This is a genomic window from Streptomyces sp. NPDC037100, from assembly GCF_055606225.1.
The window spans coordinates 87,401-114,199 of record NZ_JBVJSX010000002.1 but is presented as its reverse complement, the minus strand read 5'-3'; the positions used below and the strand labels follow the sequence as shown (position 1 = coordinate 114,199).

The 26,799-nt window shown below is 69.9% G+C and carries 25 protein-coding genes, 1 tRNA gene and 3 pseudogenes; 24 read left to right on the top strand and 5 right to left on the bottom strand.

Features of this window, described 5'->3' with window-relative positions:
- Positions 1-222 precede the first annotated feature (222 nt).
- Positions 223-1,104 carry a non-homologous end-joining DNA ligase gene (gene ligD, locus ACZ7EG_RS05625; RefSeq protein WP_471072771.1) on the bottom strand — a complete coding sequence of 294 codons (882 nt, stop codon included), beginning with the start codon at positions 1,102-1,104 and terminating at the stop codon, positions 223-225.
- Between the two features lie 63 nt (positions 1,105-1,167).
- On the opposite strand from ligD, the gene ku reads away from it, so the two are divergent.
- The gene (gene ku, locus ACZ7EG_RS05620) at positions 1,168-2,193 is read left to right on the top strand and encodes a non-homologous end joining protein Ku (RefSeq protein WP_471072768.1); all 1,026 of its coding nucleotides are present in this window, start codon (positions 1,168-1,170) and stop codon (positions 2,191-2,193) included.
- A 71-nt stretch (positions 2,194-2,264) separates the two neighbouring features.
- Positions 2,265-2,591, top strand: a complete 327-nt coding sequence (locus ACZ7EG_RS05615; RefSeq protein WP_471072765.1) for a hypothetical protein — start codon at positions 2,265-2,267, stop codon at positions 2,589-2,591.
- A gap of 96 nt (positions 2,592-2,687) precedes the next feature.
- Here ACZ7EG_RS05615 and ACZ7EG_RS05610 read toward each other — a convergent pair whose 3' ends face one another.
- Entirely contained in the window at positions 2,688-3,161 is a 474-nt protein-coding gene (locus tag ACZ7EG_RS05610; RefSeq protein WP_471072762.1) for an Asp23/Gls24 family envelope stress response protein, read from the bottom strand.
- Between the two features lie 228 nt (positions 3,162-3,389).
- Between ACZ7EG_RS05610 and ACZ7EG_RS05605 the strand changes: the two genes are divergently transcribed.
- Positions 3,390-3,845: an SHOCT domain-containing protein gene (locus tag ACZ7EG_RS05605; RefSeq protein ID WP_471072759.1), complete on the top strand. Its 456-nt coding sequence runs from the start codon at positions 3,390-3,392 to the stop codon at positions 3,843-3,845.
- Between the two features lie 4 nt (positions 3,846-3,849).
- Complete coding sequence (locus ACZ7EG_RS05600) at positions 3,850-3,981, top strand: hypothetical protein (protein ID WP_471072756.1); 132 nt, start codon at positions 3,850-3,852, stop codon at positions 3,979-3,981.
- Positions 3,982-4,005: 24 nt separating this feature from the next.
- On the opposite strand, the gene ACZ7EG_RS05595 is transcribed toward ACZ7EG_RS05600, so the two are convergent.
- Positions 4,006-4,269: a hypothetical protein gene (locus ACZ7EG_RS05595; protein ID WP_471072753.1), complete on the bottom strand. Its 264-nt coding sequence runs from the start codon at positions 4,267-4,269 to the stop codon at positions 4,006-4,008.
- 597 nt (positions 4,270-4,866) lie between these two features.
- Between ACZ7EG_RS05595 and ACZ7EG_RS05590 the strand changes: the two genes are divergently transcribed.
- Positions 4,867-5,172 carry a hypothetical protein gene (locus ACZ7EG_RS05590; RefSeq protein WP_471072750.1) on the top strand — a complete coding sequence of 102 codons (306 nt, stop codon included), beginning with the start codon at positions 4,867-4,869 and terminating at the stop codon, positions 5,170-5,172.
- 56 nt (positions 5,173-5,228) lie between these two features.
- Here the strand turns inward: ACZ7EG_RS05590 and ACZ7EG_RS05585 are convergent, their stop codons facing one another.
- Entirely contained in the window at positions 5,229-5,801 is a 573-nt protein-coding gene (locus tag ACZ7EG_RS05585; protein WP_471072747.1) for a S1 RNA-binding domain-containing protein, read from the bottom strand.
- A gap of 599 nt (positions 5,802-6,400) precedes the next feature.
- Here ACZ7EG_RS05585 and ACZ7EG_RS05580 point away from each other — a divergent pair.
- From ACZ7EG_RS05580 to ACZ7EG_RS05565, 4 genes and pseudogenes are all read left to right on the top strand, one after another.
- Positions 6,401-6,787, top strand: a complete 387-nt coding sequence (locus ACZ7EG_RS05580) for a hypothetical protein (RefSeq protein WP_471072744.1) — start codon at positions 6,401-6,403, stop codon at positions 6,785-6,787.
- A 149-nt stretch (positions 6,788-6,936) separates the two neighbouring features.
- Positions 6,937-7,170: pseudogene (locus tag ACZ7EG_RS05575) on the top strand (replication initiator); the annotation flags it as partial.
- Positions 7,146-7,341, top strand: a pseudogene (locus ACZ7EG_RS05570) (helix-turn-helix transcriptional regulator). The pseudogenes ACZ7EG_RS05575 and ACZ7EG_RS05570, both read left to right, overlap by 25 nt.
- Positions 7,338-8,265 (top strand): annotated as a pseudogene (locus tag ACZ7EG_RS05565) (tyrosine-type recombinase/integrase); the annotation flags it as partial. The pseudogenes ACZ7EG_RS05570 and ACZ7EG_RS05565, both read left to right, overlap by 4 nt.
- 229 nt (positions 8,266-8,494) lie before the next feature.
- Here the strand turns inward: ACZ7EG_RS05565 and ACZ7EG_RS05560 are convergent.
- A tRNA-Arg gene (locus tag ACZ7EG_RS05560) sits at positions 8,495-8,566 on the bottom strand.
- A gap of 115 nt (positions 8,567-8,681) precedes the next feature.
- On the opposite strand from ACZ7EG_RS05560, the gene ACZ7EG_RS05555 reads away from it, so the two are divergent.
- From ACZ7EG_RS05555 to ACZ7EG_RS05485, 15 genes are all read left to right on the top strand, one after another.
- Positions 8,682-9,218, top strand: a complete 537-nt coding sequence (locus ACZ7EG_RS05555) for a response regulator (RefSeq protein WP_471072741.1) — start codon at positions 8,682-8,684, stop codon at positions 9,216-9,218.
- 201 nt (positions 9,219-9,419) lie between these two features.
- Positions 9,420-10,466, top strand: coding sequence for an ArgS-related anticodon-binding protein NrtL (gene nrtL / locus ACZ7EG_RS05550; RefSeq protein WP_471072738.1), 1,047 nt, complete (start codon positions 9,420-9,422; stop codon positions 10,464-10,466).
- Between the two features lie 16 nt (positions 10,467-10,482).
- Positions 10,483-11,874 carry a diaminopimelate decarboxylase gene (gene lysA / locus ACZ7EG_RS05545; RefSeq protein ID WP_471072735.1) on the top strand — a complete coding sequence of 464 codons (1,392 nt, stop codon included), beginning with the start codon at positions 10,483-10,485 and terminating at the stop codon, positions 11,872-11,874.
- Positions 11,875-12,052: 178 nt separating this feature from the next.
- Positions 12,053-13,345, top strand: a complete 1,293-nt coding sequence (locus ACZ7EG_RS05540) for a homoserine dehydrogenase (protein ID WP_471072732.1) — start codon at positions 12,053-12,055, stop codon at positions 13,343-13,345.
- A gap of 6 nt (positions 13,346-13,351) precedes the next feature.
- Complete coding sequence (thrC, locus tag ACZ7EG_RS05535; RefSeq protein WP_471072729.1) at positions 13,352-14,410, top strand: threonine synthase; 1,059 nt, start codon at positions 13,352-13,354, stop codon at positions 14,408-14,410.
- Positions 14,411-14,750: 340 nt separating this feature from the next.
- The gene (gene thrB, locus ACZ7EG_RS05530) at positions 14,751-15,680 is read left to right on the top strand and encodes a homoserine kinase (RefSeq protein WP_471072726.1); all 930 of its coding nucleotides are present in this window, start codon (positions 14,751-14,753) and stop codon (positions 15,678-15,680) included.
- Positions 15,681-16,082: 402 nt separating this feature from the next.
- Positions 16,083-18,164 (top strand): transcription termination factor Rho, encoded by a 2,082-nt coding sequence (gene rho, locus ACZ7EG_RS05525; RefSeq protein ID WP_471072723.1) that lies wholly within the window; start codon positions 16,083-16,085, stop codon positions 18,162-18,164.
- Between the two features lie 137 nt (positions 18,165-18,301).
- Positions 18,302-20,089, top strand: a complete 1,788-nt coding sequence (locus ACZ7EG_RS05520; RefSeq protein ID WP_471074817.1) for a trypsin-like serine protease — start codon at positions 18,302-18,304, stop codon at positions 20,087-20,089.
- Positions 20,090-20,295: 206 nt separating this feature from the next.
- Positions 20,296-21,432, top strand: a complete 1,137-nt coding sequence (locus tag ACZ7EG_RS05515) for an LCP family protein (RefSeq protein WP_471072720.1) — start codon at positions 20,296-20,298, stop codon at positions 21,430-21,432.
- A 237-nt stretch (positions 21,433-21,669) separates the two neighbouring features.
- Entirely contained in the window at positions 21,670-21,891 is a 222-nt protein-coding gene (gene rpmE / locus ACZ7EG_RS05510) for a 50S ribosomal protein L31 (protein ID WP_003992975.1), read from the top strand.
- A gap of 105 nt (positions 21,892-21,996) precedes the next feature.
- The gene (gene prfA / locus ACZ7EG_RS05505) at positions 21,997-23,073 is read left to right on the top strand and encodes a peptide chain release factor 1 (protein WP_471072717.1); all 1,077 of its coding nucleotides are present in this window, start codon (positions 21,997-21,999) and stop codon (positions 23,071-23,073) included.
- Positions 23,074-23,126: 53 nt separating this feature from the next.
- Positions 23,127-23,972 (top strand): peptide chain release factor N(5)-glutamine methyltransferase, encoded by an 846-nt coding sequence (gene prmC, locus ACZ7EG_RS05500; RefSeq protein ID WP_471072714.1) that lies wholly within the window; start codon positions 23,127-23,129, stop codon positions 23,970-23,972.
- Between the two features lie 88 nt (positions 23,973-24,060).
- The gene (locus ACZ7EG_RS05495) at positions 24,061-24,708 is read left to right on the top strand and encodes an L-threonylcarbamoyladenylate synthase (RefSeq protein WP_053670593.1); all 648 of its coding nucleotides are present in this window, start codon (positions 24,061-24,063) and stop codon (positions 24,706-24,708) included.
- Entirely contained in the window at positions 24,705-25,385 is a 681-nt protein-coding gene (locus tag ACZ7EG_RS05490) for an arsenate reductase/protein-tyrosine-phosphatase family protein (protein WP_471072710.1), read from the top strand. The genes ACZ7EG_RS05495 and ACZ7EG_RS05490 overlap by 4 nt, the downstream gene beginning before the upstream one ends.
- 118 nt (positions 25,386-25,503) lie before the next feature.
- Complete coding sequence (locus ACZ7EG_RS05485) at positions 25,504-26,742, top strand: serine hydroxymethyltransferase (RefSeq protein ID WP_471072707.1); 1,239 nt, start codon at positions 25,504-25,506, stop codon at positions 26,740-26,742.
- Positions 26,743-26,799: the final 57 nt, after the last annotated feature.

Sequence of the window (26,799 nt, the reverse complement as noted above, 5' to 3'; positions counted from 1 at the left end):
ACGGGCGAGAGCCGGGGGTGGCGGCGGACGGGCGAGGGCCGGGTTCGGTGGCGTAGGCGGTTGGTCGGGCCGGCCCGGGGCCAGTGGCCGGGCCGGTCGGGGCCAGGGGCGAGTGTTCGCGCGGCGGCCGCACGGGCAGGGGGCGGCGGCGTATCGGGTCGGCCTGGGCCGGGCCCGGCCCAGGCCGGGGTGTGATCGGCGACGTGAGCGGCCCGTGTACCGCTACGGCAGGGTCCCGGCCCCGTCCGCGTCCAGCAGGGGGGCCAGCAGGTCGCCGTAGTCCTGGATCCTCGGGGCGATGTCCACCGCGTGGAAGTCCAGCCGGCCCGGCGTGCGGCACTCCTCGATCTCCTCCCAGGTCACCGGCGCCGAGACGGTCGGTTCCGGGCGGGCCCGGAGGGTGTAGGGGGTGGCCGTGGTCTTGCGGGCGGCGTTCTGGCTCCAGTCGACGAAGACCTTCCCCGGGCGCAGGCTCCTGGTCATCCGGTGGAGCGCGAGCCGCGGCATGGCCTTCTCGGCCTCGACGGCGAGCGCCTTGGCGTACTCGGACACCCGCTCGGAAGACGCCCCGCGCACGGCGGCGAGCAGATGCAGCCCCTTGGAGCCGGAGGTCTTGCCGTAGGCCTGGAAGCCGTCCTCCGCGAGCCGTTCCCGCAGCCACAGCGCGACCTCGCAGCACTGGACGATGCTCGCAGGCGCCCCGGGATCGAGGTCGAACACGATGCGGTCCGCCTCGTCGGGCGTATCGACGAGCCACTGATGGGTGTGGAACTCGGTCACGAGGTTCGCCGACCACATCAGGCTCGGCAGATCCTGCACCAGCACCATCCGCGAAGGTCCCTCGACCCGTGGCACCTCGGCGGTGGTGACCCACTCGGGCGTACCCGGCGGCACGTTCTTGGTGAAGAACACCTGCCCGTCCGGCCCGTCCGGATAGCGCAGGAAGGACACCGCCCGATCACGCAGATGGGGCAGCAGGACCTCGGCGACGGTCGCGTAGTAGTGCAGCACCTCGCCCTTGGTGAAGCCGGTGGCGGGATACAGCACCTTCTCCAGATTGCTGAGAGCGAGCCGTCGCCCCTCCACCAGCGTGATAGGCGCCATACGATAAGAATCCCACGCAAACCATGACGAACGCTCCCGAGCGTGACCGGAAGGGTGCTGCACGTGAGATCCATCTGGAACGGCGCCATCTCGTTCGGCCTGGTCAGCATTCCGATCAAGCTGGTGAACGCCACCGAGAGCCACTCGATCTCCTTCCGCCAGATCCACACCGAGGACGGCGGCCGCATCCGGTACCGCAAATTCTGCGAACTGGAGGACCGGGAGGTCACCCAGGGGGAGATCGGCAAGGGGTACGAGGACGCGGACGGCACGATCATCCCGATCACCGAGGAGGACCTGTCGAGCCTGCCCCTCCCGACGGCCAAGACGATCGAGATCGTCGCCTTCGTCCCGGCCGACCGGATCGACCCGCTCCAGATGGACGCCGCGTACTACCTCCAGGCCGGCGGCGCCCCGGCGGCGAAGCCGTACACCCTGCTGAGGGAGGCGCTGAAGCGCAGCAACAAGGTGGCCATCGCGAAGTTCGCCCTGCGGGGACGTGAGCGTCTGGGCATGCTCAGGGTCGTCGGCGAGGCCATCGCCATGCACGGTCTGCTGTGGCCGGACGAGGTCCGCGCCCCCGAGGGCCTGGCCCCCGACTCCCACGTCACCGTCCGTGAGCAGGAACTGGACCTGGCGGACGCGCTGATGGACACCCTGGGCGAGGTCGACCTGGAGGACCTGCACGACGAGTACCGGGAGGCCGTGGAGGAGGTCATCGCCGCGAAGGCCGCCGGCGAGGCCCCGCCCCAGGCCCCGGAACCGGCCACGGGCGGCAAGGTCTTGGACCTCATGGCGGCCCTGGAGAGCAGCGTCCGCGCCGCCCGCGAGTCCCGCGGCGAGGAGGCCGAGCACGCCGAGGTGAAGTCGCTCCCGCAGCGCAAGACGGCCCGGGCGGCCCCCAAGCAGACCGGCGGCAAGAAGTCGACGTCCACCGCGAAGAAGACGGCGGCCAAGAAGACCACGGCGGCGAAGAAGTCGACGGCCAAGTCGGACCAGGGGCAGGGGACGACGAAGAAGGCGGCGTCGAAGAGCACCGCGAAGAAGACGACGGCCAAGAAGTCGGCGTCCCGCAAGCGCACGGCCTGACGCACGGCCTGACGCTCCGCGCGCTCGGTACTCGGGCGCACGGCCTGGGACCTCATGCCGACTGGTCCCCTGTGCTGGGAGCCGCTGACCTCGCCGTCCTCCTCCTGGGAGGCACCCGCCTTCCCGGCGGCTTCGTGGTCACGATGGACGGCGCCCAAGGCGCCGAACTCGTCCGCCGCCTCGGCCCCCGGCTCGTGCTACCCGTGCACTACGGGGACTACGGGGACTACGGGGACTACGGGGACTACACGCTGATGCGCTCGCCGCTGTCCGCGTTCGTCGCCGAGGCCGACGCCATCGGCCTCGGCGACCGTATCGTCCACTGCGGCCACGGGGAGCACGCCCGCGTGCACGTGCGGTCCGGCCCCGGAGATCTACTGAGCCCGGAGATCTACTGAGCCCGGGGACTACTGAGTCCGGAGACGACTGAGCCCGGGGACTGCTGAGTCCGGAGACGACTGAGCCCGGAGATCTACTGAGGCGGACCCGGCGGGTCAGGCCACCCGCCTGCCCTCCTGCTGCTCGGACTCGTCCTCTTCCTCGTCCGGCAGATGGACGTCGCCGACGGCGATGTTGACCTCCACGACCTCCAGGCCGGTCATCCGCTCCACCGCGTTGACGACGTTGGTCCGTATGTCAGCGGCGGTGTCGGTGATGGCGGCGCCGTATTCGACGACCACCTCGAGATCGACGGCGGCCTGGCGCTCGCCCACCTCGACCTTCACCCCCTGGGTGACCCCGCCGCCCCCGCCCGGCACCCGCTGACGCACGGCTCCGAAGGCCCTGGTCATGCCTCCGCCGAGGGTGTGCACCTCGGGTATCTCCCGGGCCGCCATGCCCGCGATCTTCGCGACGACCGGGTCCGCGATGGCGGTGCTCCCGCGGGTGCCGGGAGCAGCCTTGCCGCCCTGTGATGGCGCCCCGTCCTGCCTGACCGCTGGGTTACTGCGCTGAGTGGTCTCCGTCATGACCGTCACCTCGATGATCGGTGAGAGGGGTGAGCAGCGTCGTTCTCTCCACCGTAGAGCAATGGTGCGAATGGGGCGAAAGTGGGCAATCAACGGGCAATCAGGGCTGCCTGTAGCTCACCCTCCCCGGGTGAAGCCCGCCCCGTCTTGCCGTGGGCACGCTGAGAACGGCAGGCGTCCCCGGCCGGGGCCACCTCGTGCCGGCCGCACCCGGGATGGAGGACGGACATGACCGCGCAGACGTACCTGGCCTACGACTTTCCGCTGCTGAGCGCCTTCTGGACCGTGTTCTGGGTCTTCCTGTGGATCTTGTGGTTCGTCCTGCTCTTCCGGATCGTCGTCGACATCTTCCGCGACGACTCCCTGGGCGGCTGGGCCAAGGCAGGCTGGCTGGTGTTCGTCTGCGTCCTGCCGTTCCTCGGCGTGTTCATCTACGTGATCGCCCGCGGCAAGGACATGGGTCACCGCGAAGTCGCCCAGGCGCGGGCCCAGCAGGAGGCGTTCGAGAGCTACGTCCGGGAGACCGCGAAGGGCGGCGACAGCCGGTCCGGCAGCGTCGACGAGCTCGCCAGGCTGTCCGAGATCCGCGCCCGCGGCGACATCACGGACGAGGAGTTCCGCAGGGCGAAGGAACTGGTCCTGGCAGGTGGCCACCCTTCACCCGGCGGCTCGGGCCCGAGGTAGCGGCATGACCGCCACGCACCCGGGGAGCTCCGGTACGTCCCTGCGGGAATGGGCGACCGGCGTGACCGTGTTCGCGGCCGTCATGCTGATGATCTCCGGCATCCTCGACATCTTCGCGGCGACGCTTCATGCGTGAGGCGGGCGATGTATGGAGCCCGTACTAGCCCTGCCCTGCATCGACCGTCAGCGCATAGTCGACGCTGACGCGGAAGCCGCCAGACCTACCGCGAATTTTCAGAACGTGTGCGCCCGGCTCCAGCGGCGGCAACTGGACCCACACTCCGCATCCAGTGGTATTGATTCCACTGTCCCCGCCGATGACCCGACCGTCTGCGAAGCGGCCGATCTGAATCGGCTCCCCCTGATAGGTCTCCGCATCCAGCCGCTTGCCGTCGAGGGCAGCCGACCCGGCAGCACTCGCCATGAAGTCCGAGCATTCCTGAGGAGTGCCAACCCTGTTCACGAGGGGGAAGGCGACAGGCCGGCTGTGAGGAATGGTGCAGGCTCGTCGGACAGATCCCCCGTACGTGCCGGCAAGGAACCACACGTCGTCCGGCTGGGACCGAGCACATGAGCTTCCGTCCTGGTCCGCGACGGGATCGGATTCGTCAGGTCCGGCGGACACCCATGACCACCACCGACCCTGCAGCTCCGCGGATGAGAGGACGGGTGTCTCTCCCCTTCCGCACCCCACCGCGGCTGTCGACACTGCGACGGCAAGCGCTATCCAGCCTGACCGCATTCTCATCCGTACCCCCGTGTCACGCGGCACCACCGTTTCACGACGGCGCGACATCCAGCGGCACCCTATCCGTGCGTCCTGGGCTGACAGAAGCAGTTTGATGGCGGATCAACGCGCCTGGCCGACAGTTGGTGCAGCACGGCTGTACTGGTGGCCTACCGAGAGGGATGGATTGCGCGCCGTGGACATACCGGCTGGTTCCTCTGGATCACTCTCGGTCTGGCTGTCGTGTCCGCGATGCGCCGACTCGGACGGCTCCGCAGTGAGTAGCGGGTCGTCATGGTTGAGATCCGCGTGCCACAACTGGCCGACCGTCTGGGGTGGCGGCTGTTCGTGCTCGCAGAAGCAGAGATGACCAAGGCAGCGGCGGTAGTTGACCAAGGCGCCTGCGTAGGCGGAACTGGCATCGAGTCGTTCCTGCCGAAGCTTGTCCCGGCGGGTGAACTCGCCCTACGGCCGGTCGCCCTGGTCGGCATCGACTGCAAGCGCGGTGTGGAGCCCCGTCCCAGCGAAAGCGCTGATGGCAGGGTCTTCAGTGCTGTGACCGCAAAGGTTCACCGGCCTGGAGAGTGTGCCTTCCTTTGACTGAGCAGACGTTCAGGGACAGTCGCGCAAAGGAACTGTCGCAGGAACACAGCGCATCACCCGCCGGCGGATGCGCCTTGTCGTCGGGAGAGGGCCAGCCTGCGTCGCTCTCGGTCGATCTCGGTGACGACCACCGTGATCTGGTCGCCGACCTGGACGACATCTGATGGAGTCTTGACGGGTGTCCAGGCGAGCTCGCGCAGGTGGACCAGTCCCTCGATTCCGTCGGCGACCTGGACGAAGACGCCGAACGGGATCAGCTTGGTGACCTGGCCAGGCAGTTTCTGCCCCACCGCGATGGTGTCGGCGAATGCCTGAAAGGGGTCCGGCTGTGTGGCTTTCAAGGACAGTCTGGCCTCGAGGTTCCACGTGTCGAACTGGAGGAACTCGCATGAGACGCGCTGCCCGACCTGCACGACGTCGGAGGCTGCGTCGAAATGTCGCCAAGACAGTTCAGCGCAGGAGATGAATCCGACGCCGGGGAAGACCGGATGGTCGGGGCCGTCGTCCAGCGCAACGAACACACCGAACCGTTCGATCGCTGTGACGGTGCCGGAAAGGAACTCGCCGCGGGGTAGTGATTCCAGGAATGCCCAGAGGTCTGGGTTCTCAGACGGTCCGCCCAACATGCTCCCAGCCTTTCATGACCCTCATCTGCCACCGCAGACTCACCAAATGAGAGGAGGTCCAGAGCCGTGGAGCCGACCGCCCCAGCCACGACGCACCTCCTTCTCTGGCATCAGGCGACTGACTGCCGTGAGCGCGGCACGGGCGCCGGCCGGGCTGGAGCGGTGCGGAGACTGGAGGGCAGGCCCGGCCGGGGGCCGGGCCGCGCGCGGTGAGCGGAGCGAGCCGCCCTGAACCAGTAGAGAAAGTTGTAACTCAGTCTGTGGTGCGGGCTGTGTCCGGTCCCGGTAGATGCTTGACACTTCGGTCCCAGCTGATGGTTGACGGTGGCCGTGTTCGGCTTCTCTGTGCGGGGCGTGAAGTCGCATGCGCAGGCTGGGAGATCGATGCCTTGGTGGGGGCCAACGGCATGAAGACCATGTTGGTACGGACGGCTGTTGGTGAGGGGTGAATAGACCCTCGGGAGTGTCGTAGCGAGGTCCTGTTGGCGTACTCGGCGAAGCGCTCAGCCGGGTCCACGCGAACATGCTCGGCTCGGTGGCATCGGTTGGGTGCGTGCCGACGTCGACACTCACCGTAAGGTGGCCTGATATTCGATCAGTTGCAGATCAGGGTGCTGCCGCCGGGCCCTCGGTTCGCTGCTCAGTTGCGGTTCTGGGTCAACGGCGAGGACGTGGTCGAAGGTGCAGTCGGCAAGGGGGGCCGCGGGCCGTTCACAGCTGATGCACTGCCCACCGGCCGCCCCAGCCCCCTGCAGGCGACCAGCGAGGCACGGCGCGTGGAGCTGGGAGAACCCGAGTGCACTGGCGGTTGCTGCGGTTTCCTCTCGGCGGTCGTGCAGCGGCTCGGGGACATCGTGCAGTGGTCGGACTGGCAGGTTCCGTACGCCCCGGCAGCCCCGCCGCCCGAATTTCACTTTGACGGGAGCCAGTACGACACCGAACTGGCTTTCGCTGAGGCAGACCTGCGGTGGCAGGTCCACCCGTAACCCAGCATGGCTGGTGTACGCGCCTGAGCACCTTCGCGTGCACGCCGACACGTGCGACAAGCCGTCCGTGTCCGAGGAGCTCTCGCGTTGGTATCGGGGTCGCCTGGTGGGCGGTCCGTTCAGGCCGTTCGACTCAGGCGAGTGCGCCGCGCAATCGCCGCTACTCCACCACCCTCGGAGCCCTCAGCGACGCCCGCGCCGAATGGCGCCGCGCCCAAGCCGCAGCAGCCACCGGTCCCGAGCTCGAGACGACGTACGTCCTCGCCCACTGGGTCTTCGCCGGTACCGGCCTGTCCGACGCCGAAGCCTGGCTGGCCGCATCTCTCGAACCCGCCCCTGGAACGGAAGGAGACACGACATGGACCGCCGACGGGATGAACTGATGACTGTCCCGGCAGATCCTGGCCGAGCTCGGCGGACTGTCCCGCCGAACCTTCTATCGCTGGCGCGAGCTGGGACAGGCTCCGGAAGCGATCAAGCTTCCGAACGGTGAGCTCCGCGTTTGGCGCAGCGACTTCAACGCGTGGCTCCACGGGCTCGCGGAGGCGGCGTGAAGTCACATGACGTGAGGGCGTGGGGCATCCGCAAGCGGCCGTACAAGACGCCGTCGTACGACGTGCGATGGAAGGTCGGCGATGCCCCGCCCTTCTCCGAGACCTTCCGGACGAAGGCACTCGCCGACAACTTCCGAGCCAAGCTTCTTCGGGCTGCCCAGAAGGGGGAGGCATTCGACACGGAAACCGGTCTGCCGGACTCCATGGCACCCGCCAAGGCGTCTCGCACCTGGTACGACTTCGCACGGGCGTACGTCGCCATGAAGTGGCCGCACGCGGCTCCGACCTCACGCGACAGCTTGAACGAGACGATGACGCTCGTCACGACTCAGCTGCTGGGTGATCGGCCTGGGCGTCCGGCTGACGACGTCTTGCGCCGGGCGCTGCGGGGCAAGGGCTTTCGTCGTCCAAGCCTCGGGCGCTCCAGCGGCCGCCGAGACGGTACGGCGCAAGCGTGCGGTCCTCTTCAATGCCCTGGCCTATGCGGTCGAACTGGGGGAGCTTCCGGAGAACCCGGTCACGCTCGTGAAGTGGAAGCCGCCGAAGATGACCAAGGAAGTCGACCGCCGGTCGTGGTGAACCCTAAGTAGGCATGCGAACTCCTGGCCGCAGTCTCTTACGTCGGCGGCTACCGCAGAGCCGGTGGGCGGCGCATGGTCGCGCTCTTCGCCTGCATGTACTTCGGTGGGCTTCGGCCGGCGGAAGCTGTGGCGCTGCGGCGTCCTGACTGCACGCTGCCGGAGACCGGGTGGGGCTCGCTGATCCTGGAGAAGACGCCCGACGGCGGGGAAGCGCTGGACCGGAACCGGGGAGGTTCACGACAACCGCGGCCTCAAGAATCGCCCCGCGAACGAAACGCGCATCGTCCCGATCCCGCCTCGCCTCGTCCGCATCGAGGAGTTCGACACCGCCGAGGACGGGCGGCACCCCTCCGACACGCGTACCTGCGGCATGACGGCCCCTGGACCACGATCCGGGGCCTCGGCGTTTTCCGAGCCTGACCTGCGAATTCTTACCCTGTAGCCAGTCCACGGATAGTCCGTCCACAGCCCTCGGCATACAGCTGCTCCGACCGGCACACGCCTGCACACACACGAAGACCCCGTCCCAGCGAAAGCGCTGATGGCGGGGTCTTTGGGCACCTGATACAAGGTGCCCCCGGCAGGATTCGAACCTGCGCACACGGCTCCGGAGGCCGTTGCTCTATCCCCTGAGCTACGGGGGCGTGTTCGTCGCGTTGCTCGCGGCGACGGGTAGAACACTACCAGCTCTCCTGGTGTGGTCATGAACGGGTTTCCGCTGCCGGGGGCGGGGATGCGGGTCGCTCGTGCGGGGTGGAAGTGGGGAAAACCCGGACGCGATGGCCGGGGTCGACCTACTCTCGAGTTGTGCCAGGCGCGTCGGGGCGGGTGCTTGTTGTGGACGACAACAAGGTCATCCGGCAGTTGATCAGGGTCAACCTCGAGCTGGAGGGGCTGGAGGTCGTGACCGCGGCCGATGGTGCCGAGTGTCTTGATGTCGTGCATCAGGTGCGGCCCGATGTCGTGACCCTCGATGTCGTCATGCCCCGGCTGGACGGGCTGCGGACCGCCGCTCGCCTCCGGGCCGACCCGCGGACCCGGGACACGCCCCTCGCCATCGTCAGCGCCTGCGGCCACCACGAGATCGAGGCCGGACTCGAAGTGGGCGTCGACGCATTCCTCGCCAAACCCTTCGAGCCCGCCGAACTGGTCCGCATGGTGCGCCAGTTGATGGAGCGAGCCCGGGGCGGGGGCCGGCAGCGCGGTGGTGGCCCCGACACCGACGGCGGTGGTGCCCAAGCGAAGGAACCGGTGAGGGACCAGGGGAAAGAAGTGGATCTTCCCGCCGTACCGTAGGCGGGTGGTGCCGGCGCAGCTCTTGAACGTGGTGCCAGCGCAGGTCTCGAACCTGGTACCGCCACAGGGCTCGAACGTGGTGCCAGCGCAGGTCTCGAACCTGGTGCCGGCGCAGGTCTCGAACACCGGGCGGCGTCCACATCCCGGACCGTAGGGAAACCGGCTCGCATACCCACCCCCTTCCTCCCATACGCTTGTTCCGTGACCCCCGCCGAGCTCTCCCGCACCGTGCTGCACGCCGTGCGTCGCGCCGTCGACGAGGGTGAGCTCAGCGTGACCGTGCCGGAGCGGGCCGTGGTCGCCCCGCCGGGCCCCGGGGGCTGTGGCGACTACGCCACCAACATCGCCCTCCAGCTGGCCCGCACGGCAGGGCGGCCGCCGCGTGACGTGGCCGAGGTCCTGCGGGCGCGGCTCCTCGCCGAGCAGCGGTTCGCCGACGTCGTGGTCACCGGGCCCGGCTTCCTCAACGTCAGCCTGCACAGCACCGCCTCCGGCGACCTGGTCGACGAGATCCTGCGGCGCGGGCGGCGCTACGGCCACGCGACGACCGGGTTCAGCGGGAGTGCCCTCAAGATCTGGTGCCGGGCAGAGGTGCGTGCCGTCGTGGTCACGGACGTCGTGGCCCGTCTGGCGCGCAGCCAGGGGGACATCGTCCGTGTCTCGTGCACCGGCCGGACCGCACCGGAGTGGGAGTCCGTCCTCGGGGCGGACATCACCACTCCGGGGCCGCGTGTCATCCCCGACCGGTCCGTCACCGTCCAGCCCGTCCCCGCCCCCGCCGACCCGCTGCCCCTCGGCCGGGACGCCGCCCGCTGGGCCCTGCTGCACCCCGCCGCCCACGACCGGCCCAAGATTCCCGGCGACCACCTCGTCCAGCGGGAGAGCAACCCCCTCTTCCGCGTCCGGTACGCCCACGCCCGCACCCGGGCTCTCCTGCGCAACGCCGCCGACCTCGGCTTCCACCCCGAGCCGGGTCCCGTGAGCGAAGCGGAAGCGCTGACCGCCGTACTCGGCGATCACCCCCGCGTCGTCGCCGCCACCGCCACGCAGCACACCCCCGACCGCCTGGCCCGGCACCTCGTCACCGTCGCCGATGCCGCGATGCCCCTGTTCCCCGCCGTGCTGCCCCTCGGTGAGGAGAAACCCTCGGCCGCCCACCGTGCCCGGCTCGCGCTCGCCGAAGCCGCCGGGACGGTGCTGGCCGGCGGCCTGTCCCTGCTCGGCATCGACGCACCCGACCATCTCTGAGAGACACGAACAGATCATGAGCCGTTCCGCACACCCCGCCGGGCCCCGTCACGCCGATGTCCTCCCCGAGGGGCACTACTCCGCCCCGCCCGCCGACCTCAACGCGCTGGACCCCAAGGTGTGGGCCCAGACCGTGACCCGTGACGCGGACGGGGTCGTGACCGTCGGCGGCATTCCCGTCACCCGGCTCGCCGAGGAGTTCGGCACCCCCGCCTACGTCCTGGACGAGGCCGACTTCCGGGCCCGCGCGCGTGCCTGGCGCACCGCCTTCGGGGCCGACGCCGACGTCTTCTACGCCGGCAAGGCGTTCCTCTCCCGCGCCGTCGTGCGCTGGCTCGACGAGGAGGGGCTGAACGTCGACGTCTGCTCCGGCGGAGAGCTGGCCACCGCCCTGTCCGCCGGCATGCCCGCCGAGCGCATCGCCTTCCACGGCAACAACAAGTCCGTCGACGAGATCACCCGGGCGATCGAGGCCGGCGTCGGGCACATCGTCCTCGACTCCTTCCAGGAGATCGTCCGGGTCGCCCACATCGCGCAGAGCCTCGGAAAGCGGCAGAAGGTCCTCATCCGCATCACCGTCGGCGTCGAGGCCCACACCCACGAGTTCATCGCCACGGCCCACGAGGACCAGAAGTTCGGCATCCCGCTGGCCGGCGGGCAGGCCGCCGAGGCCGTACGCCGGGCCCTGCAGCTCGACGGGCTCGAGCTCGTCGGCATCCACAGCCACATCGGGTCGCAGATCTTCGACATGTCCGGGTTCGAGGTCGCCGCCCACCGGGTCGTCTCGCTCCTGAAGTCCGTCCGCGACGAGCACGGCGTCGAGCTGCCCGAGATCGACCTCGGTGGCGGCCTCGGTATCGCGTACACGAGTGACGACGACCCGCGCGAGCCGCACGAGATCGCGAAGGCGCTCACCGAGATCGTCACGCGGGAGTGCGAGGCCGCCAAGCTGCGCACTCCGCGTATCTCCGTCGAGCCGGGGCGCGCCATCGTCGGGCCGACCGCCTTCACGCTCTACGAGGTCGGCACCGTCAAGCCCCTCGACGGGCTGCGCACCTACGTCTCCGTCGACGGCGGGATGTCGGACAACATCCGCACCGCGCTGTACGACGCGGAGTACAGCGTCGCGCTGGTGTCGCGCACCTCCGACGCCGAGCCGATGCTCGCGCGCGTCGTCGGCAAGCACTGCGAGAGCGGGGACATCGTGGTCAAGGACGCGTTCCTGCCGTCCGACCTGGCACCGGGTGACCTCGTCGCGGTACCGGCCACCGGCGCCTACTGCCGGTCGATGGCCAGCAACTACAACCACGTGCTCCGTCCGCCGGTCGTCGCCGTCGACGGCGGTGAGGCGCGGGTGATCGTCCGCCGGGAGACGGAGGAGGACCTGCTGCGTCTCGACGTCGGCTGACCGGCAGCTGACCGGCAGCTGGTCGGAAAGGGCCGGCATCGGGGGCGGCGGAAGATCTCCTGTCTTTCGCCTCCGCGAAAATGAAATAGACATCTCACGATCCGGACCGGGGGCAGAAACTCCCGTCCGGTGAGTGAGACTGGTTCCACCGTAGACGGTAAAGAGGAAACGAGGTCGGATGATGCGTACGCGTCCGCTGAAGGTGGCGCTGCTGGGCTGTGGAGTGGTCGGCTCAGAGGTGGCGCGCATCATGACGACGCACGCCGACGACCTCACGGCCCGTATCGGAGCCCCGGTGGAACTCGCGGGCGTGGCCGTTCGGCGGCCCGACCGGGTGCGTGAGGGCATCGCCCCCGAGCTCGTCACCACCGACGCCACCGCCCTCGTCAAACGCGGCGACATCGACGTGGTGGTCGAGGTCATCGGCGGCATCGAGCCCGCCCGGACCCTCATCACCACCGCCTTCGAACACGGCGCCTCCGTCGTCTCCGCCAACAAGGCGCTGCTCGCCCAGGACGGGGCGGCCCTGCACGCGGTCGCCGAGCAGCACGGCAAGGACCTCTACTACGAGGCCGCCGTCGCCGGTGCCATCCCGCTGGTCCGGCCGCTGCGCGAGTCCCTCGCCGGCGACAAGATCAACCGGGTGATGGGCATCGTCAACGGCACGACGAACTTCATCCTCGACAAGATGGACTCCACCGGCGCCGGCTACCAGGAAGCCCTCGACGAGGCCACCGCCCTGGGGTACGCGGAGGCCGATCCGACCGCCGACGTCGAGGGCTTCGACGCCGCCGCCAAGGCCGCGATCCTCGCCGGCATCGCCTTCCACACGCGCGTGCGCCTCGACGACGTCTACCGCGAGGGCATGACCGAGGTGACCGCGGCCGACTTCGCCTCCGCGAAGGAGATGGGCTGCACCATCAAGCTGCTCGCCATCTGCGAGCGGGCCGGCGACGGGGCGTCCGTCACCGCGCGCGTGCACCCCGCCATGATCCCCCTGAGCCACCCCTTGGCCTCCGTCCGCGGCGCCTACAACGCCGTGTTCGTCGAGTCCGACGCCGCCGGGCAGCTCATGTTCTACGGCCCCGGAGCGGGCGGTTCCCCCACCGCCTCCGCCGTGCTCGGCGACCTCGTCGCCGTGTGCCGCAACCGGATCGGCGGCGCGACCGGACCGGGCGAGTCCGCCTATGCCGCGCTGCCGGTGTCCCCGATGGGCGACGTCGTCACGCGGTACCACATCAGCCTCGACGTAGCTGACAAACCGGGTGTTCTCGCCCAGGTCGCGACCGTCTTCGCCGAGCACGGAGTCTCGATCGATACGGTTCGCCAGTCGGGGAAGGACGGCGAGGCCTCCCTCGTCGTCGTCACGCACCGCGCGTCCGACGCCGCCCTCACCGGGACCGTCGAGGCGTTGCGCAAGCTCGACACCGTGCGTGGTGTCGCCAGCATCATGCGGGTTGAAGGAGAGTAACCAGCAATGACCCACCAGTGGCGCGGAATCATCGAGGAGTACCGGGACCGGCTGCCGGTATCCGACAGCACGCCGGTCGTGACGCTCCGTGAGGGCGGTACGCCCCTCGTGCCCGCGCAGGTGCTCTCCGAGCGCACGGGCTGCGAGGTGCACCTCAAGGTCGAGGGTGCGAACCCGACCGGGTCCTTCAAGGACCGCGGCATGACCATGGCCATCACCCGGGCCAAGGAGGAGGGCGCGAAGGCCGTCATCTGCGCCTCCACCGGCAACACGTCGGCCTCCGCCGCCGCGTACGCCGTGCGGGCCGGGATGGTCTGCGCCGTGCTCGTGCCGACGGGCAAGATCGCGCTCGGCAAGATGGGCCAGGCCCTCGTGCACGGCGCGAAGATCCTCCAGGTCGACGGCAACTTCGACGACTGCCTCACGCTCGCCCGCGGCCTGAGCGACAACTACCCCGTGGCGCTGGTCAATTCGGTCAACCCGGTACGTATCGAGGGTCAGAAGACGGCGGCCTTCGAGATCGTGGACATGCTCGGCGACGCGCCCGACATCCACGTCCTGCCCGTCGGCAACGCGGGCAACATCACGGCCTATTGGAAGGGCTACACGGAGTACGCCACCGACGGCGTGGCGACCCGTACCCCGCGGATGTGGGGCTTCCAGGCCTCCGGCAGCGCCCCGATCGTGCGCGGCGAGGTCGTCAAGGACCCCTCGACCATCGCCACGGCCATCCGCATCGGCAACCCGGCCTCCTGGCAGTACGCGCTTGCCGCGCGGGACGAGTCGGGCGGTTTCATCGACGAGGTGACGGACCGTGAGATCCTGCGCGCCTACCGGCTGTTGGCGTCGCAGGAGGGCGTCTTCGTCGAGCCGGCGTCCGCCGCGTCCGTCGCCGGTCTGCTGAAGGCCGCCGAGCAGGGCAAGGTCGACCCGGGGCAGCGGATCGTGTGCACCGTCACCGGCAACGGGCTGAAGGACCCCGACTGGGCCGTCGCCGGTGCCCCGCAGCCGGTCACCGTACCCGTCGACTCGGCGGCCGCGGCGGAGCGCCTCGGCCTGGCCTGACCTGCGGCGTCGCACCGAGCGCCGGTGCACCGCCCGACACGGTCCGGCGTAAGACGGCGCTTGCCCGGGGGAGTTCCCTACGGGGGGTGCATAGGGGGCTTACGACACGCATCGTGCGCCTCCTGTGCGCCCTATGTCGCCACAGAACCTTCCTTCGATAGGCTGTACCGAACCCGCCCACCGCATATGCCTCCGCATGAGCACGGCGCCGCGCCGTCTCCGCGGCCGGGCAGCGGCCGGCCACCCCGGTCGGCAGCGGCCTCCAGGGTTCTCGTACGCCATCGAATGTCCACTGAACGTCATTCGACAATCACCGCAGCTCAAGGAGAGTCATCGAGCGATGGCCGGTCCAGCGTTCCGCGCCGCCGCCGTCCGGGTGCGCGTCCCCGCCACCAGCGCCAACCTCGGTCCGGGCTTCGACGCCCTCGGCCTCGCGCTGGGCTTGTACGACGACGTGGTCGTCCGGGTGGCCGACTCCGGGCTGCACATCGACATCGCGGGTGAGGGAAGCGAGACGCTCCCGCGCGACGAGAAGCACCTGCTCGTCCGTTCCCTGCGCACCGCCTTCGACCTGCTCGGCGGACAGCCGCGCGGTCTGGAGATCGTCTGCGCCAACCGCATTCCGCACGGCCGGGGCCTCGGCTCCTCCTCGGCCGCCATCTGCGCGGGCATCGTCGCCGCCCGCGCCGTGACCATAGGGGCCGACGCCAAGCTCGACGACACCGCGCTGCTGGAGCTCGCCACCGAGATCGAGGGCCACCCCGACAACGTCGCGGCGTGCCTGCTGGGCGGCTTCACGTTGTCCTGGATGGAGGGCGGCGCGGCGCGCGCGATCAGGATGGATCCCGCGGATTCCATCGTTCCGGTGGTTTTCGTCCCCGGGAAGCCGGTGCTCACGGAGACGGCGCGCGGCCTGCTCCCGCGCACCGTTCCGCACGTCGATGCCGCCGCCAACGCGGGCCGGGCGGCCCTGCTCGTCGAGGCCCTGACGCGCCGCCCCGAACTGCTGCTGCCGGCCACCGAGGACCGCCTGCACCAGGAGTACCGCGCCCCCGCCATGCCCGAGAGCGCGGCACTGGTGGAGCGGCTGCGGGGCGACGGCATCCCCGCGGTCATCTCCGGCGCCGGACCCACGGTCATGGCGCTGGCCAACGCGGAGACCGCCGACAAGGTCGAGGCTCTGGCGGGCGCGGAGTGGGCCGCGAACCGGCTGCGTCTCGATCAGCAGGGCGCGAGCGTGCTGCCGCTCGCGACATCCGGTGACATCTGAAAAGCCTCGGTTACCGGATTTCGAGAGGGGGAATGTTTGTTGGATCCGGTAGTGTTAATCTCAAGTCTGCACCCGACCCCACCATGGCGAGGTGCCTCGTGTCCCCGTCCGGGACAGACATTCTTCCGGGAGCCCCCCAAGCCGCACTGTGTTCCGTACGTCGGACCGTACGCCGTACAAGGACACTGAGCGGGGCGCAGGGCACGCTCCGGAACCGGTGCGACCACGCCGCGTGACACTGACACTGGGTGCCACGGCTCAAGGAAGCGCCATCACCAGATTCCTCCGCCGCTTAGGCGGACCACCGCCCCGGCACGGTTCACACCACACGAACCGAAGTCGGACAGCACAAACGGTCGCCGAGCCAGACAGGCCGACGTCCGCTCCAGGGAAGGACCCTTCGTGAGCGACACCACCGATCTGATGGGCGCACGTGTCGAGGAGACCGCTGCCGCGCCCGCCACGGACGCCTCCGCGCCTGCCAGCGGTGCCGGCTCCCGGCGGCGCCGCGGTACCGGCCTCGAGGGCATGGTGCTGGCCGAGCTGCAGCAGGTCGCCTCCGGCCTCGGTATCAGGGGCACCGCGCGTATGCGCAAGAGCCAGCTGATCGAGGTCATCAAGGAGGCGCAGGCGTCCGGCGGCGCCGCTCCGGCCGCGAAGGCCGACGCCCCCGCCGAGACCAAGCCCAAGCGCCGCGCCACCTCGCGGACCCGTACGGGCGACAACGCCGAGAAGGCGGACAAGAAGGCGGACGCGAAGGAGGCCCCCCAGGCCCCCGCGGACAAGGCCGACAAGGCCGTGGCCCAGCAGCAGATCGAGATCCCCGGCCAGCCGGCCGGCGGCCCCTCCCGCGCGAGCGCGGGCGAGCGTGGGGGAGACGAGGCGCCCGAGCGCCGTCGCCGCCGGGCCACCGCCGAGGCCGGAGCCCCGGCTTCCGCCGCGGAGACCGTCGTCGCCGAGGCGAAGAACGACACCAAGGCCGAGACGCCGGCCCAGTCGCAGCAGCAGTCCCAGAACAACGAGGCCAAGTCCGACGCCGGTGACGGCGGCGAAGGCCGTCGGCGCGACCGCCGTGAGCGCGGGGACCGCGGGGACCGCGGTGACCGCGGTGACCGTGGTGGCCGGGACCGCGACCGCCGCGGCGGCAAGGGCGACGACCAGCAGGGCGGCGGCCAGCGCGGCCAGCAGCAGAGCCAGCAGGGCGGCGGCCGTCAGGACCGGGGACAGCAGCAGGATGACGATGACTTCGAGGGTGGCCGGCGTGGCCGTCGCGGCCGCTACCGCGACCGCCGTGGCCGCCGCGGCCGCGACGACATCGCCTCCGAGCCGCAGATCACCGAGGACGACGTCCTGATCCCGGTCGCGGGCATCCTGGACATCCTCGACAACTACGCGTTCATCCGCACCTCCGGCTACCTGCCCGGCCCGAACGACGTGTACGTCTCCCTGGCCCAGGTCCGCAAGAACGGCCTGCGCAAGGGCGACCACATCACCGGTGCCGTGCGCCAGCCCAAGGAAGGCGAGCGGCGCGAGAAGTTCAACGCGCTGGTGCGCCTCGACTCCGTCAACGGCATGGCGCCCGAACACGGCCGCGGCCGCCCGGAGTTCAACAAGCTGACGCCGCTGTACCCGCAGGACCGCCTCCGTCTGGAGACGGACCCGGGCGTCCTCACCACCCGCATCATCGACCTGGTCTCGCCCATCGGTAAGGGCCAGCGTGGTCTGATCGTGGCCCCGCCGAAGACCGGCAAGACCATGATCATGCAGGCGATCGCCAACGCGATCACGCACAACAACCCCGAGTGCCACCTGATGGTCGTCCTCGTCGACGAGCGTCCGGAAGAGGTCACCGACATGCAGCGGTCGGTGAAGGGCGAGGTCATCTCCTCGACCTTCGACCGCCCGGCCGAGGACCACACCACCGTCGCCGAGCTCGCCATCGAGCGCGCCAAGCGCCTGGTGGAGCTGGGTCACGACGTGGTCGTGCTGCTCGACTCGATCACCCGCCTGGGCCGTGCGTACAACCTCGCCGCCCCGGCCTCGGGCCGCATCCTGTCCGGTGGTGTCGACTCGACGGCGCTGTACCCGCCGAAGCGCTTCTTCGGTGCGGCCCGCAACATCGAGGACGGCGGATCGCTGACGATCCTCGCCACCGCCCTGGTGGACACCGGGTCCCGCATGGACGAGGTCATCTTCGAGGAGTTCAAGGGCACCGGCAACGCCGAGCTGAAGCTCGACCGGAAGCTTGCCGACAAGCGCATCTTCCCGGCGGTGGACGTCGACGCGTCCGGCACCCGCAAGGAAGAGATCCTGCTTGCCCCCGACGAGCTCGCCATCGTCTGGAAGCTGCGCCGGGTGCTGCACGCCCTCGACCAGCAGCAGGCGGTCGAGCTGCTGCTCGACAAGATGAAGCAGACGAAGTCGAACGCCGAGTTCCTGATGCAGATCCAGAAGACCACCCCGACGCCCGGCAACGGCGACTGAGGTGAGTCGACTCAGGTAAGGACTGCACAAGAGGGCCGCTCCCCGAAGGGGGCGGCCCTCTGTGCTGTTCCGGTGCGGGTAGGATCACGCTCTCTTCGAACTTGTGATCCCGAGGGGGGACATTCGTGGGTACACCCATGCCCGGGGGCGGTCGGCACAGACGCCGGATACGCATCGGACTGCCCGTCGCCGCGGCCGGTGTCGCCGCCGCCGTCGCCGGCGCGCTGCTGACGACGTCCGCCGACGCGGCCACCCCGCTGCCGCAGCCGACGGTCAAGCCCGCCGTCAGCTCGCCGTCGCTCGCCGAGCTGGAGAAGCGCGTCGAGGGCGCCATGGCCGGTGACGACGTCGCGGGCAAGACGAGCAAGGCCTCGCTCAGTGCGAGCACCGGCACCGGCAGCATCGACCCCAAGATCATCGGTGGCAACGAGACCACCATCAGCACGGCCCCGTGGATGGCGCAGCTCCACTATTACGACGACCGGGGCACCGCCGGCACCACCGACGACATCGGCTTCTTCTGTGGCGGCGCCGTCGTCGCGCCGACGAAGATCCTCACCGCCGCGCACTGCGTCAAGGGTTACAACTGGAACGCCAACGGCGCCGTCGTCACCGGCACCTCCCAGCTGCCCTCGGCCGACGGCACCGACCTGCACGGCGGTACCGTCACCGGCGTCTGGCGGCAGTGGAACCACCCGTCGTACAGCGCGACGACCATCGACAACGACATCGCGGTGCTGACCCTGCCCGTCCCGGTCAAGGCCACCCCGATCCGTATGACGACCTCCGGCGACACCGCGTCGTACACGGCCGGCACCAGTGCCAAGGTCTACGGCTGGGGCCGTACCAGCTCCACCAGCGACGACATCTCCGAGACGCTGAAGACCGCCACGCTGCCCATGCAGTCCGACACGACGTGCTCCGGCGCGTACGGCGCGGACTTCGTCAAGGGCCACATGGTCTGCGCGGGCAAGCCCGCCACCGGCAGCGACGCGGACACCGTCTCCGCGTGCAACGGCGACTCCGGCGGCCCCCTGGTCGTCAACAACCGGATCGTCGGTGTCGTGTCCTGGGGCGTGACCGACTGTGTCGCGAAGGGCGCCTACAGCGTCTTCGCCAAGGTCAGCTCCTACGTCGGCGCCGCCTACCCGCGCCTCGACGACACCAACATCAGCGGTGACCACAAGGCCGACCTGTGGGTGCGCAACGCCTCCACCAAGACCGGCTACTCCAAGAACTCCAACGGCACGTCCTTCGCCGCCCGCGAGTCCTGGGGCGACTGGAACGGCGTGAACGTCGTCCTGCAGACCGACCTCGACCGCGACGGCTACCAGGACCTGGTCTACCGGCGCAGCAGCGACGGCGACGTCTTCTGGACCCACTACGTCATCTCCAGCGGCACCTGGAGCACCAAGCAGATCGCCGACAACTGGAAGACCCGCACCCGGATCATCACCCCCGGTGACGTCACCGGCGACTACCTGCCCGACCTGCTCTCGGTCGACTCGGCGGGCGTCCTGTGGATCTACCCGGGCAAGGGCAACGGCACCTTCGCGACCCGCGTGAAGGTCGGCTCCGGCTGGAACCAGTACAACTCCGTGCGCGGCAAGGGCGACTTCAACGGGGACGGCAAGACCGACCTGATCGCCCGCAGCTCGTCCGGCAGCCACCTCTATCTCTACAAGGGCACCGGCAAGGCCGGCTCGGGCGCCTTCTCGGCCCGGGTCAAGGTGCGCACGTGGGACGGCTACAACGCCTTCGACGCGCCGGGCGACGTCACGGGCGACGGCAAGGCCGACTTCCTGGCCCGCACCCCCGGCGGCACGCTGTACCTGTACGCGGGCACCGGCAAGGGGACCAGCGAGATCTTCGCCACAAGGAAGTCCGTCGGCACCGATTTCAAGCAGTACGACATCTTCGGCTGAAATTGCAGGTGAGCGGGGTTCATCCCGCTGTGACGAACACACGCTGTGCCCACCGTCCTACGCGGTGGGCACAGTCCGTTGTGCAACCCTTTCCCGAGTTTCTCCGTCTGACCAGGTGGAGCGACGATAGTGCGGGGAAGGTTCTTTTCGGCCACGCCTGGCACTGACCGCAGGGGGTAAGCGACCGTAGAAGAGCTGAGGAGTACATGTCTGCCGAGAGCACGCCGGATCCGGGCATACCGGGAAGTAACGGCATCAGTGGAGTGCGTCACCGCGGCAAGGGCCGGCGACGCAAGCCCCAGAGACGCCGCAAGGGCTTGATGATCACGGCCTGGACCACCGCGGGCATCGTCGTGCTGGGTGGCGCCGGGGCCGGGTATCTCTACTTCAAGCTCAACGGCAACCTCAAGAGCGTCGACATCGACCAGGCTCTCGGCACGGACCGGCCCGAGAAGGCAGACAACGGCTCGGAGAACATCCTCGTCCTCGGCTCCGACACCCGCGCCGGAGGCAACAAGAAGCTCGGCGGCGGCTCCGACGACGGCAGCGCCCGCTCCGACACGGCGATGATCGTGCACATCTACAAGGGGCACAAGAAGGCCAGCGTCGTCTCCATCCCGCGTGACACCCTGATCGACCGCCCGTCGTGCACGGACACCAAGGGCGACGAGTACCCCGCCGCCCGCAGCGTGATGTTCAACTCCGCGTACTCCACCGGCGGGGCCGCCTGCGCCGTGAAGACCGTCGAGTCGATCACCGACCTGCGCATGGACCACTACCTGGAGGTCGACTTCGCCGGCTTCCAGAGGCTCATCGACGACCTCGGCGGCGTCGAGATCACCACGACCAAGAGCATCGACGACCCCGACAGCCATCTGAAGCTGAAGGCGGGCACCCACACGCTCGACGGCAAGCAGGCCCTGGGCCTGGTCCGCACGAGGCACGGCGTCGGCGACGGCTCCGACCTGGGCCGCATCCAGCTCCAGCAGGCCTTCATCAAGGCCCTGGTCAACCAGATCAAGGACGTCGGCGTCTTCTCGAACCCGAAGAAGCTGCTCGACCTCGCGGAAACCGCGACCAAGACGGTGACGGCGGACTCCGACCTCGGCTCGGTCAACAAGCTCGCGTCCTTCGCGAACGGCCTCAAGGGCATCAGCCCGTCCCACATGCACATGGTCACGATGCCGGTGGCCTACGACCCGGCCGACCCCAACCGCGTCCTCCTCCAGGAGAAGAAGGCCGACGAGATCTGGAAGGCCCTGGAGCAGGACAAGCCGATCCCGAAGTCGGCGACGTCGGGTTCGGCGACAGGTGAGGCCAAGGGTGTCGTGAGCGCCCCGTAAGGCGCGCGGAGCAGTATCGATGTGCGGCTCCGCACCCCGTAAGGGGCACGGGACTGTATCGATGTGCGGCTCCGCCCCGGGTCGCGATCAGCCACGGGCGGCGCGCGGGGAACAAACGACGACAACCCCCGGTTTTGGGAGTAGGCCCCAGTCCTGGCAGACTGGTACGTCGGCTCCGGTTCACGCTCCCGCACCCCGCGTCAGCGACCCGGCGCCCTCCCGAACCTAGGAGACACCTTGAAGCGCGACATCCACCCCGAGTACGTCGAGACGCAGGTCAGCTGCACCTGCGGCGCGTCGTTCACCACCCGCAGCACCATCGAGTCCGGCACCATCCGCGCCGATGTCTGCTCCGAGTGCCACCCGTTCTACACGGGCAAGCAGAAGATCCTCGACACCGGTGGCCGTGTGGCCCGCTTCGAGGCCCGCTTCGGCAAGGCCGCCGGCTCCAAGAAGTAGCGAGCCTCAATTCGCCGGTCCACGGCCGCGCCCCACCGAGGGCGCGCCGGGACCGGCGTTTTTGGTCGCCCGCCCTTCACCCCCGTCCGTACACAGGAGCCCAAGATGTTCGAGGCCGTCGAGGAACTCGTCGCCGAGCACGCCGACCTGGAGAAGAAGCTCGCCGACCCGTCGGTCCACGCCGACCAGGCCAACGCGCGCAAGCTGAACAAGCGTTACGCCGAGCTCACCCCCATCGTCGCCACCTACCGCTCCTGGACGCAGACGGGCGACGACATCGAGACCGCGCGTGAACTGGGCGCCGACGACCCGGAGTTCGCCGCCGAGGTCAAGGAGCTGGAGAAGGCGCGCGAGGAGCTCACGGAGAAGCTGCGCCTCCTGCTCGTCCCGCGCGACCCCAGCGACGACAAGGACGTCATCCTCGAGATCAAGGCGGGCGCGGGCGGCGACGAGTCGGCCCTGTTCGCCGGCGACCTGCTGCGCATGTACCTGCGCTACGCCGAGCGCGTCGGCTGGAAGACCGAGATCATCGACGCCACCGAGTCCGAGCTGGGCGGCTACAAGGACGTCCAGGTCGCCGTGAAGACCAAGGGCGGCCAGGGCGCCACCGAGCCCGGCCAGGGCGTCTGGGCGCGGCTGAAGTACGAGGGCGGCGTGCACCGCGTGCAGCGCGTGCCCGCGACGGAGTCCCAGGGCCGTATCCACACCTCCGCGGCCGGTGTGCTCGTCACGCCCGAGGCCGAGGAGGTCGACGTCGAGATCAACCCGAACGACCTCCGCATCGACGTCTACCGGTCCTCCGGGCCCGGCGGACAGTCCGTCAACACCACCGACTCCGCCGTGCGCATCACGCACCTTCCCACCGGAGTCGTCGCCTCCTGCCAGAACGAGAAGAGCCAGCTGCAGAACAAGGAGCAGGCACTGCGTATCCTGCGCTCCAGGCTGCTCGCAGCGGCGCAGGAGGAAGCGGAGCGGGAGGCCGCCGACGCCCGCCGCAGCCAGGTCCGCACCGTCGACCGCTCCGAGAAGATCCGCACGTACAACTTCCCGGAGAACCGCCTCTCGGACCACCGCGTCGGCTTCAAGGCGTACAACCTGGACCAGGTCCTGGACGGCGACCTCGACGCGGTGATCCAGGCCTGCGTCGACGCGGACTCCGCGGCGAAGCTGGCGGCCGCGTAAGGCAGGCACGAGCACGTACGAGTGATCACGTACGAGTAAAACGGAGGACTTGCGTGAACCTGCTGCTCGCGGAGGTGGCCCAGGCCACCCAGCGGCTCGCCGACGCCGGCGTGCCCTCGCCGCGCACCGACGCGGAGGAACTCGCCGCGTTCGTGCACGGCGTCAAGCGCGGCGAGCTGCACTCCGTCAGGGACTCCGACTTCGACGCCCGCTACTGGGAGGTCATCGCCCGCCGCGAGGCCCGCGAACCCCTCCAGCACATCACCGGGCGCGCCTACTTCCGCTACCTGGAACTCCAGGTCGGCCCCGGGGTGTTCGTGCCGCGGCCCGAGACGGAGTCCGTGGTCGGCTGGGCCATAGACGCCGTACGGGCCATGGACGTGGTCGAGCCGTGCATCGTCGACCTGTGCACCGGCTCCGGCGCCATCGCGCTCGCCCTCGCCCAGGAGGTGCCGCGCTCGCGCGTGCACGCCGTCGAGCTGTCCGAGGACGCCCTCAAGTGGACCCGCAAGAACGTCGAGGGATCCAGGGTCGACCTGCGGCAGGGCAACGCGCTGACGGCCTTCCCGGACCTGGACGGCCAGGTCGACCTGGTCATCACCAACCCGCCGTACATCCCGCTCACGGAGTGGGAGTACGTCGCCCCCGAGGCGCGGGACTACGACCCCGGCCTCGCCCTCTTCTCCGGTGAGGACGGTCTCGACCTGATCCGCGGCCTGGAGCGCACCGCGCACCGGCTGCTGCGCCCGGGCGGCGTGGTCGTGGTCGAGCACGCCGACACCCAGGGCGGCCAGGTGCCGTGGATCTTCGCCGAGGACCGCGGCTGGACCGACGCGGCCGACCACCCGGACCTCAACAACCGCCCGCGCTTCGCCACGGCCCGCAAGGCACTGCCGTGAGCACACCGGGCACCCCGCGGTCTTCGCGGACTTCGTTGACTTCGTGGACCACATCCCAGCAGCACGTGTACGAGGAGGCCAGCTAAAGATGGCACGGCGATACGACACCAACGACGCGACCGACCGTGTGACCGGTCTGCGCGAGGCAGCGTCCGCCGTCCGCCGTGGCGAGCTCGTGGTGCTGCCGACGGACACGGTGTACGGCATCGGCGCCGACGCGTTCTCCTCGGAGGCGGTCGCCGACCTGCTCGACGCGAAGGGCCGGGGCCGCAACATGCCCACGCCCGTCCTCATCGGCTCCCCGAACACGCTGCACGGCCTCGTCACGGACTTCTCCGAGCTGGCCTGGGAGCTGGTCGACGCCTTCTGGCCGGGCGCGCTGACGCTCGTCGCCCGGCACCAGCCGTCCCTGCAGTGGGACCTCGGGGACACCCGTGGCACCGTCGCCGTGCGCATGCCGCTGCACCCGGTCGCCATCGAACTGCTGACCGAGGTCGGCCCCATGGCCGTCTCCTCCGCCAACCTGACCGGCCACCCGGCGCCGGAGAACTGCGACGCCGCGCAGGAGATGCTCGGCGACTCCGTCTCCGTCTACCTCGACGGCGGCCCGACCCCCGGCATCGTGCCCTCGTCGATCGTCGACGTGACCCGTGAGGTGCCGCTGCTGCTGCGCGCGGGCGCCATCTCGGCGGACGAGCTGCGAAAGGTCGTACCCGACCTCGAGGTGGCGAATTGACGGCCCCTGGATCGGGGCGTGGCATAGGCAACGGGGAAAGCGCGGCGGAGATCACGACGACGTTCGTGGGGCTTCCGCGTGACAGCTTCCGGATCCTCCACGTCAGCACCGGCAACGTGTGCCGCTCGCCCATCACCGAGCGGCTGACCCGCCATGCGGTGCGGGAGCGGCTCGGCATCCTGGGCGGCGGGCTGATCGTGGAGAGCGCCGGCACCTGGGGCCACGAGGGCGCACCCATGGAGTCCCACGCGGAGACCGTCCTGGCCGACTTCGGCGCGGACGCCTCCGGCTTCACCGGGCGCGAGCTCCTCGACGAGCACGTGATCCGCGCCGACCTGGTTCTGACGGCCACCCGGGACCACCGGGCGCAGGTCATCTCCATGGGCCACTCGGCGGGCCTGCGGACCTTCACGCTCAAGGAGTTCACCCGCCTGGTCAAGGCCATCGACCCGGCGACCCTGCCGCCCCTGGAGGACGGCGTGGTCATCCGCGCGCGTGCGCTGGTCCGCGCCGCGGCCGCTCTACGCGGGTGGCTGCTGGCTCCGACGGCCGAGGCGGACGAGGTCTACGACCCGTACGGCGCACCCCTGACGTTCTTCCGGTCCATCGGGGACGAGATACACCAGGCACTCGACCCGGTCGTCACGGCCCTGACGGGCGTCCCCGCAAAGACGTAACGGCCGAGCGCCCCGCGGGCGCCGGGCCTACATTGGTCGTACGTCACCACGGCGAGTGAGCCGACCGACTCAGGCGCCCGGAGACAACCGCCCGGAAAAACGTCGCCCGGAGCCCACCATGACGGTCACCCCTGCCATCGAGGCCGACGTCCTGCGCCGCCAGGACCCCGAGCTCGCCGACGTCCTGCTCGGGGAGCGGGAGCGGCAGTCGACCACGCTCCAGCTGATCGCCGCCGAGAACTTCAGCTCCCCGGCCGTGCTGGCCGCCCTGGGGTCACCGCTGGTGAACAAGTACGCCGAGGGCTACCCCGGCGCACGGCACCACGGCGGCTGCGAGGTCGTCGACGTCGCCGAACGCCTCGCCGTCGAGCGGGCCAGGGCGCTGTTCGGTGCCGACCACGCCAACGTCCAGGCGCACTCGGGATCTTCGGCGGTGCTCGCCGCCTACGCCGCCCTGCTCCGCCCCGGCGACACCGTCCTCGCGCTCGGCCTGGCCTACGGCGGCCATCTCACACACGGCTCGCCCGCCAACTTCTCGGGCCGCTGGTTCGACTTCGTCGGTTACGGCGTCGAGGCAGAGTCCGGGCTCATCGACCACGAGCAGGTGCGCACCCTGGCCCGCACCCGCCGGCCCAAGGCGATCGTGTGCGGCTCGATCGCCTACCCCCGGCACCTCGACTACGCGTTCTTCCGCGAGGTCGCCGACGAGGTGGGCGCGTACCTCATCGCGGACGCCGCGCACCCGCTCGGGCTCGTGGCCGGGGGAGCGGCCCCGAATCCGGTGCCGTACGCGGACATCGTCTGCGGGACCACCCACAAGGTGCTGCGGGGCCCGCGCGGCGGCGTGATCCTGTGCCGGGCGGAGCTGGCCGAGCGGGTCGACCGGGCCGTGTTCCCTTTCACACAGGGTGGTGCGCAGATGCACACCATCGCCGCCAAGGCGGTCGCGTTCGGGGAGGCGGCAACACCGGCGTTCGCCGCGTACGCCCATCAGGTGGTGGCGAATGCGCGGGTTCTGGCGGCCCGGCTGGCCGCGGCCGGCCTGGTCGTCACCACCGGCGGCACGGACACCCACCTGATCACCGCCGACCCGGCACCTCTCGGCGTCGACGGACGCACGGCCCGGGGCCGTCTGGCCGCTGCGGGCCTGGTCATGGACTGCTGCGCCCTGCCGCACGGGGATGCCCGGGGGCTGCGGCTCGGTACGGCCGCGGTCACCACGCAGGGCATGGGCGAGACGGAGATGGTCCGGATCGCCGGACTGTTCGCCGGGGTGCTCCGGGGCGTGACGGATCCCTCGAGAGCCCGTGAAGAAGTGCGGGAGCTGGCCGGTGGATTTCCGCCGTATCCGGCGTGAGTCGGGGTAAGCGCATCAGGGTGCACAGCCACTCGTGCAACCATCGTCGCTACCCGG

What these genes read in the sequence shown, in the direction of transcription:
- ligD (WP_471072771.1), bottom strand. Translation starts at nt 1,104, where the DNA reads ATGGCGCCTATCACGCTGGTGGAGGGGCGACGGCTCGCTCTCAGCAAT.
- ACZ7EG_RS05610 (WP_471072762.1), bottom strand. Translation starts at nt 3,161, where the DNA reads ATGACGGAGACCACTCAGCGCAGTAACCCAGCGGTCAGGCAGGACGGG.
- ACZ7EG_RS05605 (WP_471072759.1), top strand. Translation starts at nt 3,390, where the DNA reads ATGACCGCGCAGACGTACCTGGCCTACGACTTTCCGCTGCTGAGCGCC.
- ACZ7EG_RS05600 (WP_471072756.1), top strand. Translation starts at nt 3,850, where the DNA reads ATGACCGCCACGCACCCGGGGAGCTCCGGTACGTCCCTGCGGGAATGG.
- ACZ7EG_RS05595 (WP_471072753.1), bottom strand. Translation starts at nt 4,269, where the DNA reads ATGGCGAGTGCTGCCGGGTCGGCTGCCCTCGACGGCAAGCGGCTGGAT.
- ACZ7EG_RS05590 (WP_471072750.1), top strand. Translation starts at nt 4,867, where the DNA reads ATGGTTGAGATCCGCGTGCCACAACTGGCCGACCGTCTGGGGTGGCGG.
- ACZ7EG_RS05585 (WP_471072747.1), bottom strand. Translation starts at nt 5,801, where the DNA reads ATGTTGGGCGGACCGTCTGAGAACCCAGACCTCTGGGCATTCCTGGAA.
- lysA (WP_471072735.1), top strand. Translation starts at nt 10,483, where the DNA reads ATGAGCCGTTCCGCACACCCCGCCGGGCCCCGTCACGCCGATGTCCTC.
- ACZ7EG_RS05540 (WP_471072732.1), top strand. Translation starts at nt 12,053, where the DNA reads ATGATGCGTACGCGTCCGCTGAAGGTGGCGCTGCTGGGCTGTGGAGTG.
- thrC (WP_471072729.1), top strand. Translation starts at nt 13,352, where the DNA reads ATGACCCACCAGTGGCGCGGAATCATCGAGGAGTACCGGGACCGGCTG.
- thrB (WP_471072726.1), top strand. Translation starts at nt 14,751, where the DNA reads ATGGCCGGTCCAGCGTTCCGCGCCGCCGCCGTCCGGGTGCGCGTCCCC.
- ACZ7EG_RS05520 (WP_471074817.1), top strand. Translation starts at nt 18,302, where the DNA reads ATGCCCGGGGGCGGTCGGCACAGACGCCGGATACGCATCGGACTGCCC.
- ACZ7EG_RS05515 (WP_471072720.1), top strand. Translation starts at nt 20,296, where the DNA reads ATGTCTGCCGAGAGCACGCCGGATCCGGGCATACCGGGAAGTAACGGC.
- prfA (WP_471072717.1), top strand. Translation starts at nt 21,997, where the DNA reads ATGTTCGAGGCCGTCGAGGAACTCGTCGCCGAGCACGCCGACCTGGAG.
- ACZ7EG_RS05495 (WP_053670593.1), top strand. Translation starts at nt 24,061, where the DNA reads ATGGCACGGCGATACGACACCAACGACGCGACCGACCGTGTGACCGGT.
- ACZ7EG_RS05485 (WP_471072707.1), top strand. Translation starts at nt 25,504, where the DNA reads ATGACGGTCACCCCTGCCATCGAGGCCGACGTCCTGCGCCGCCAGGAC.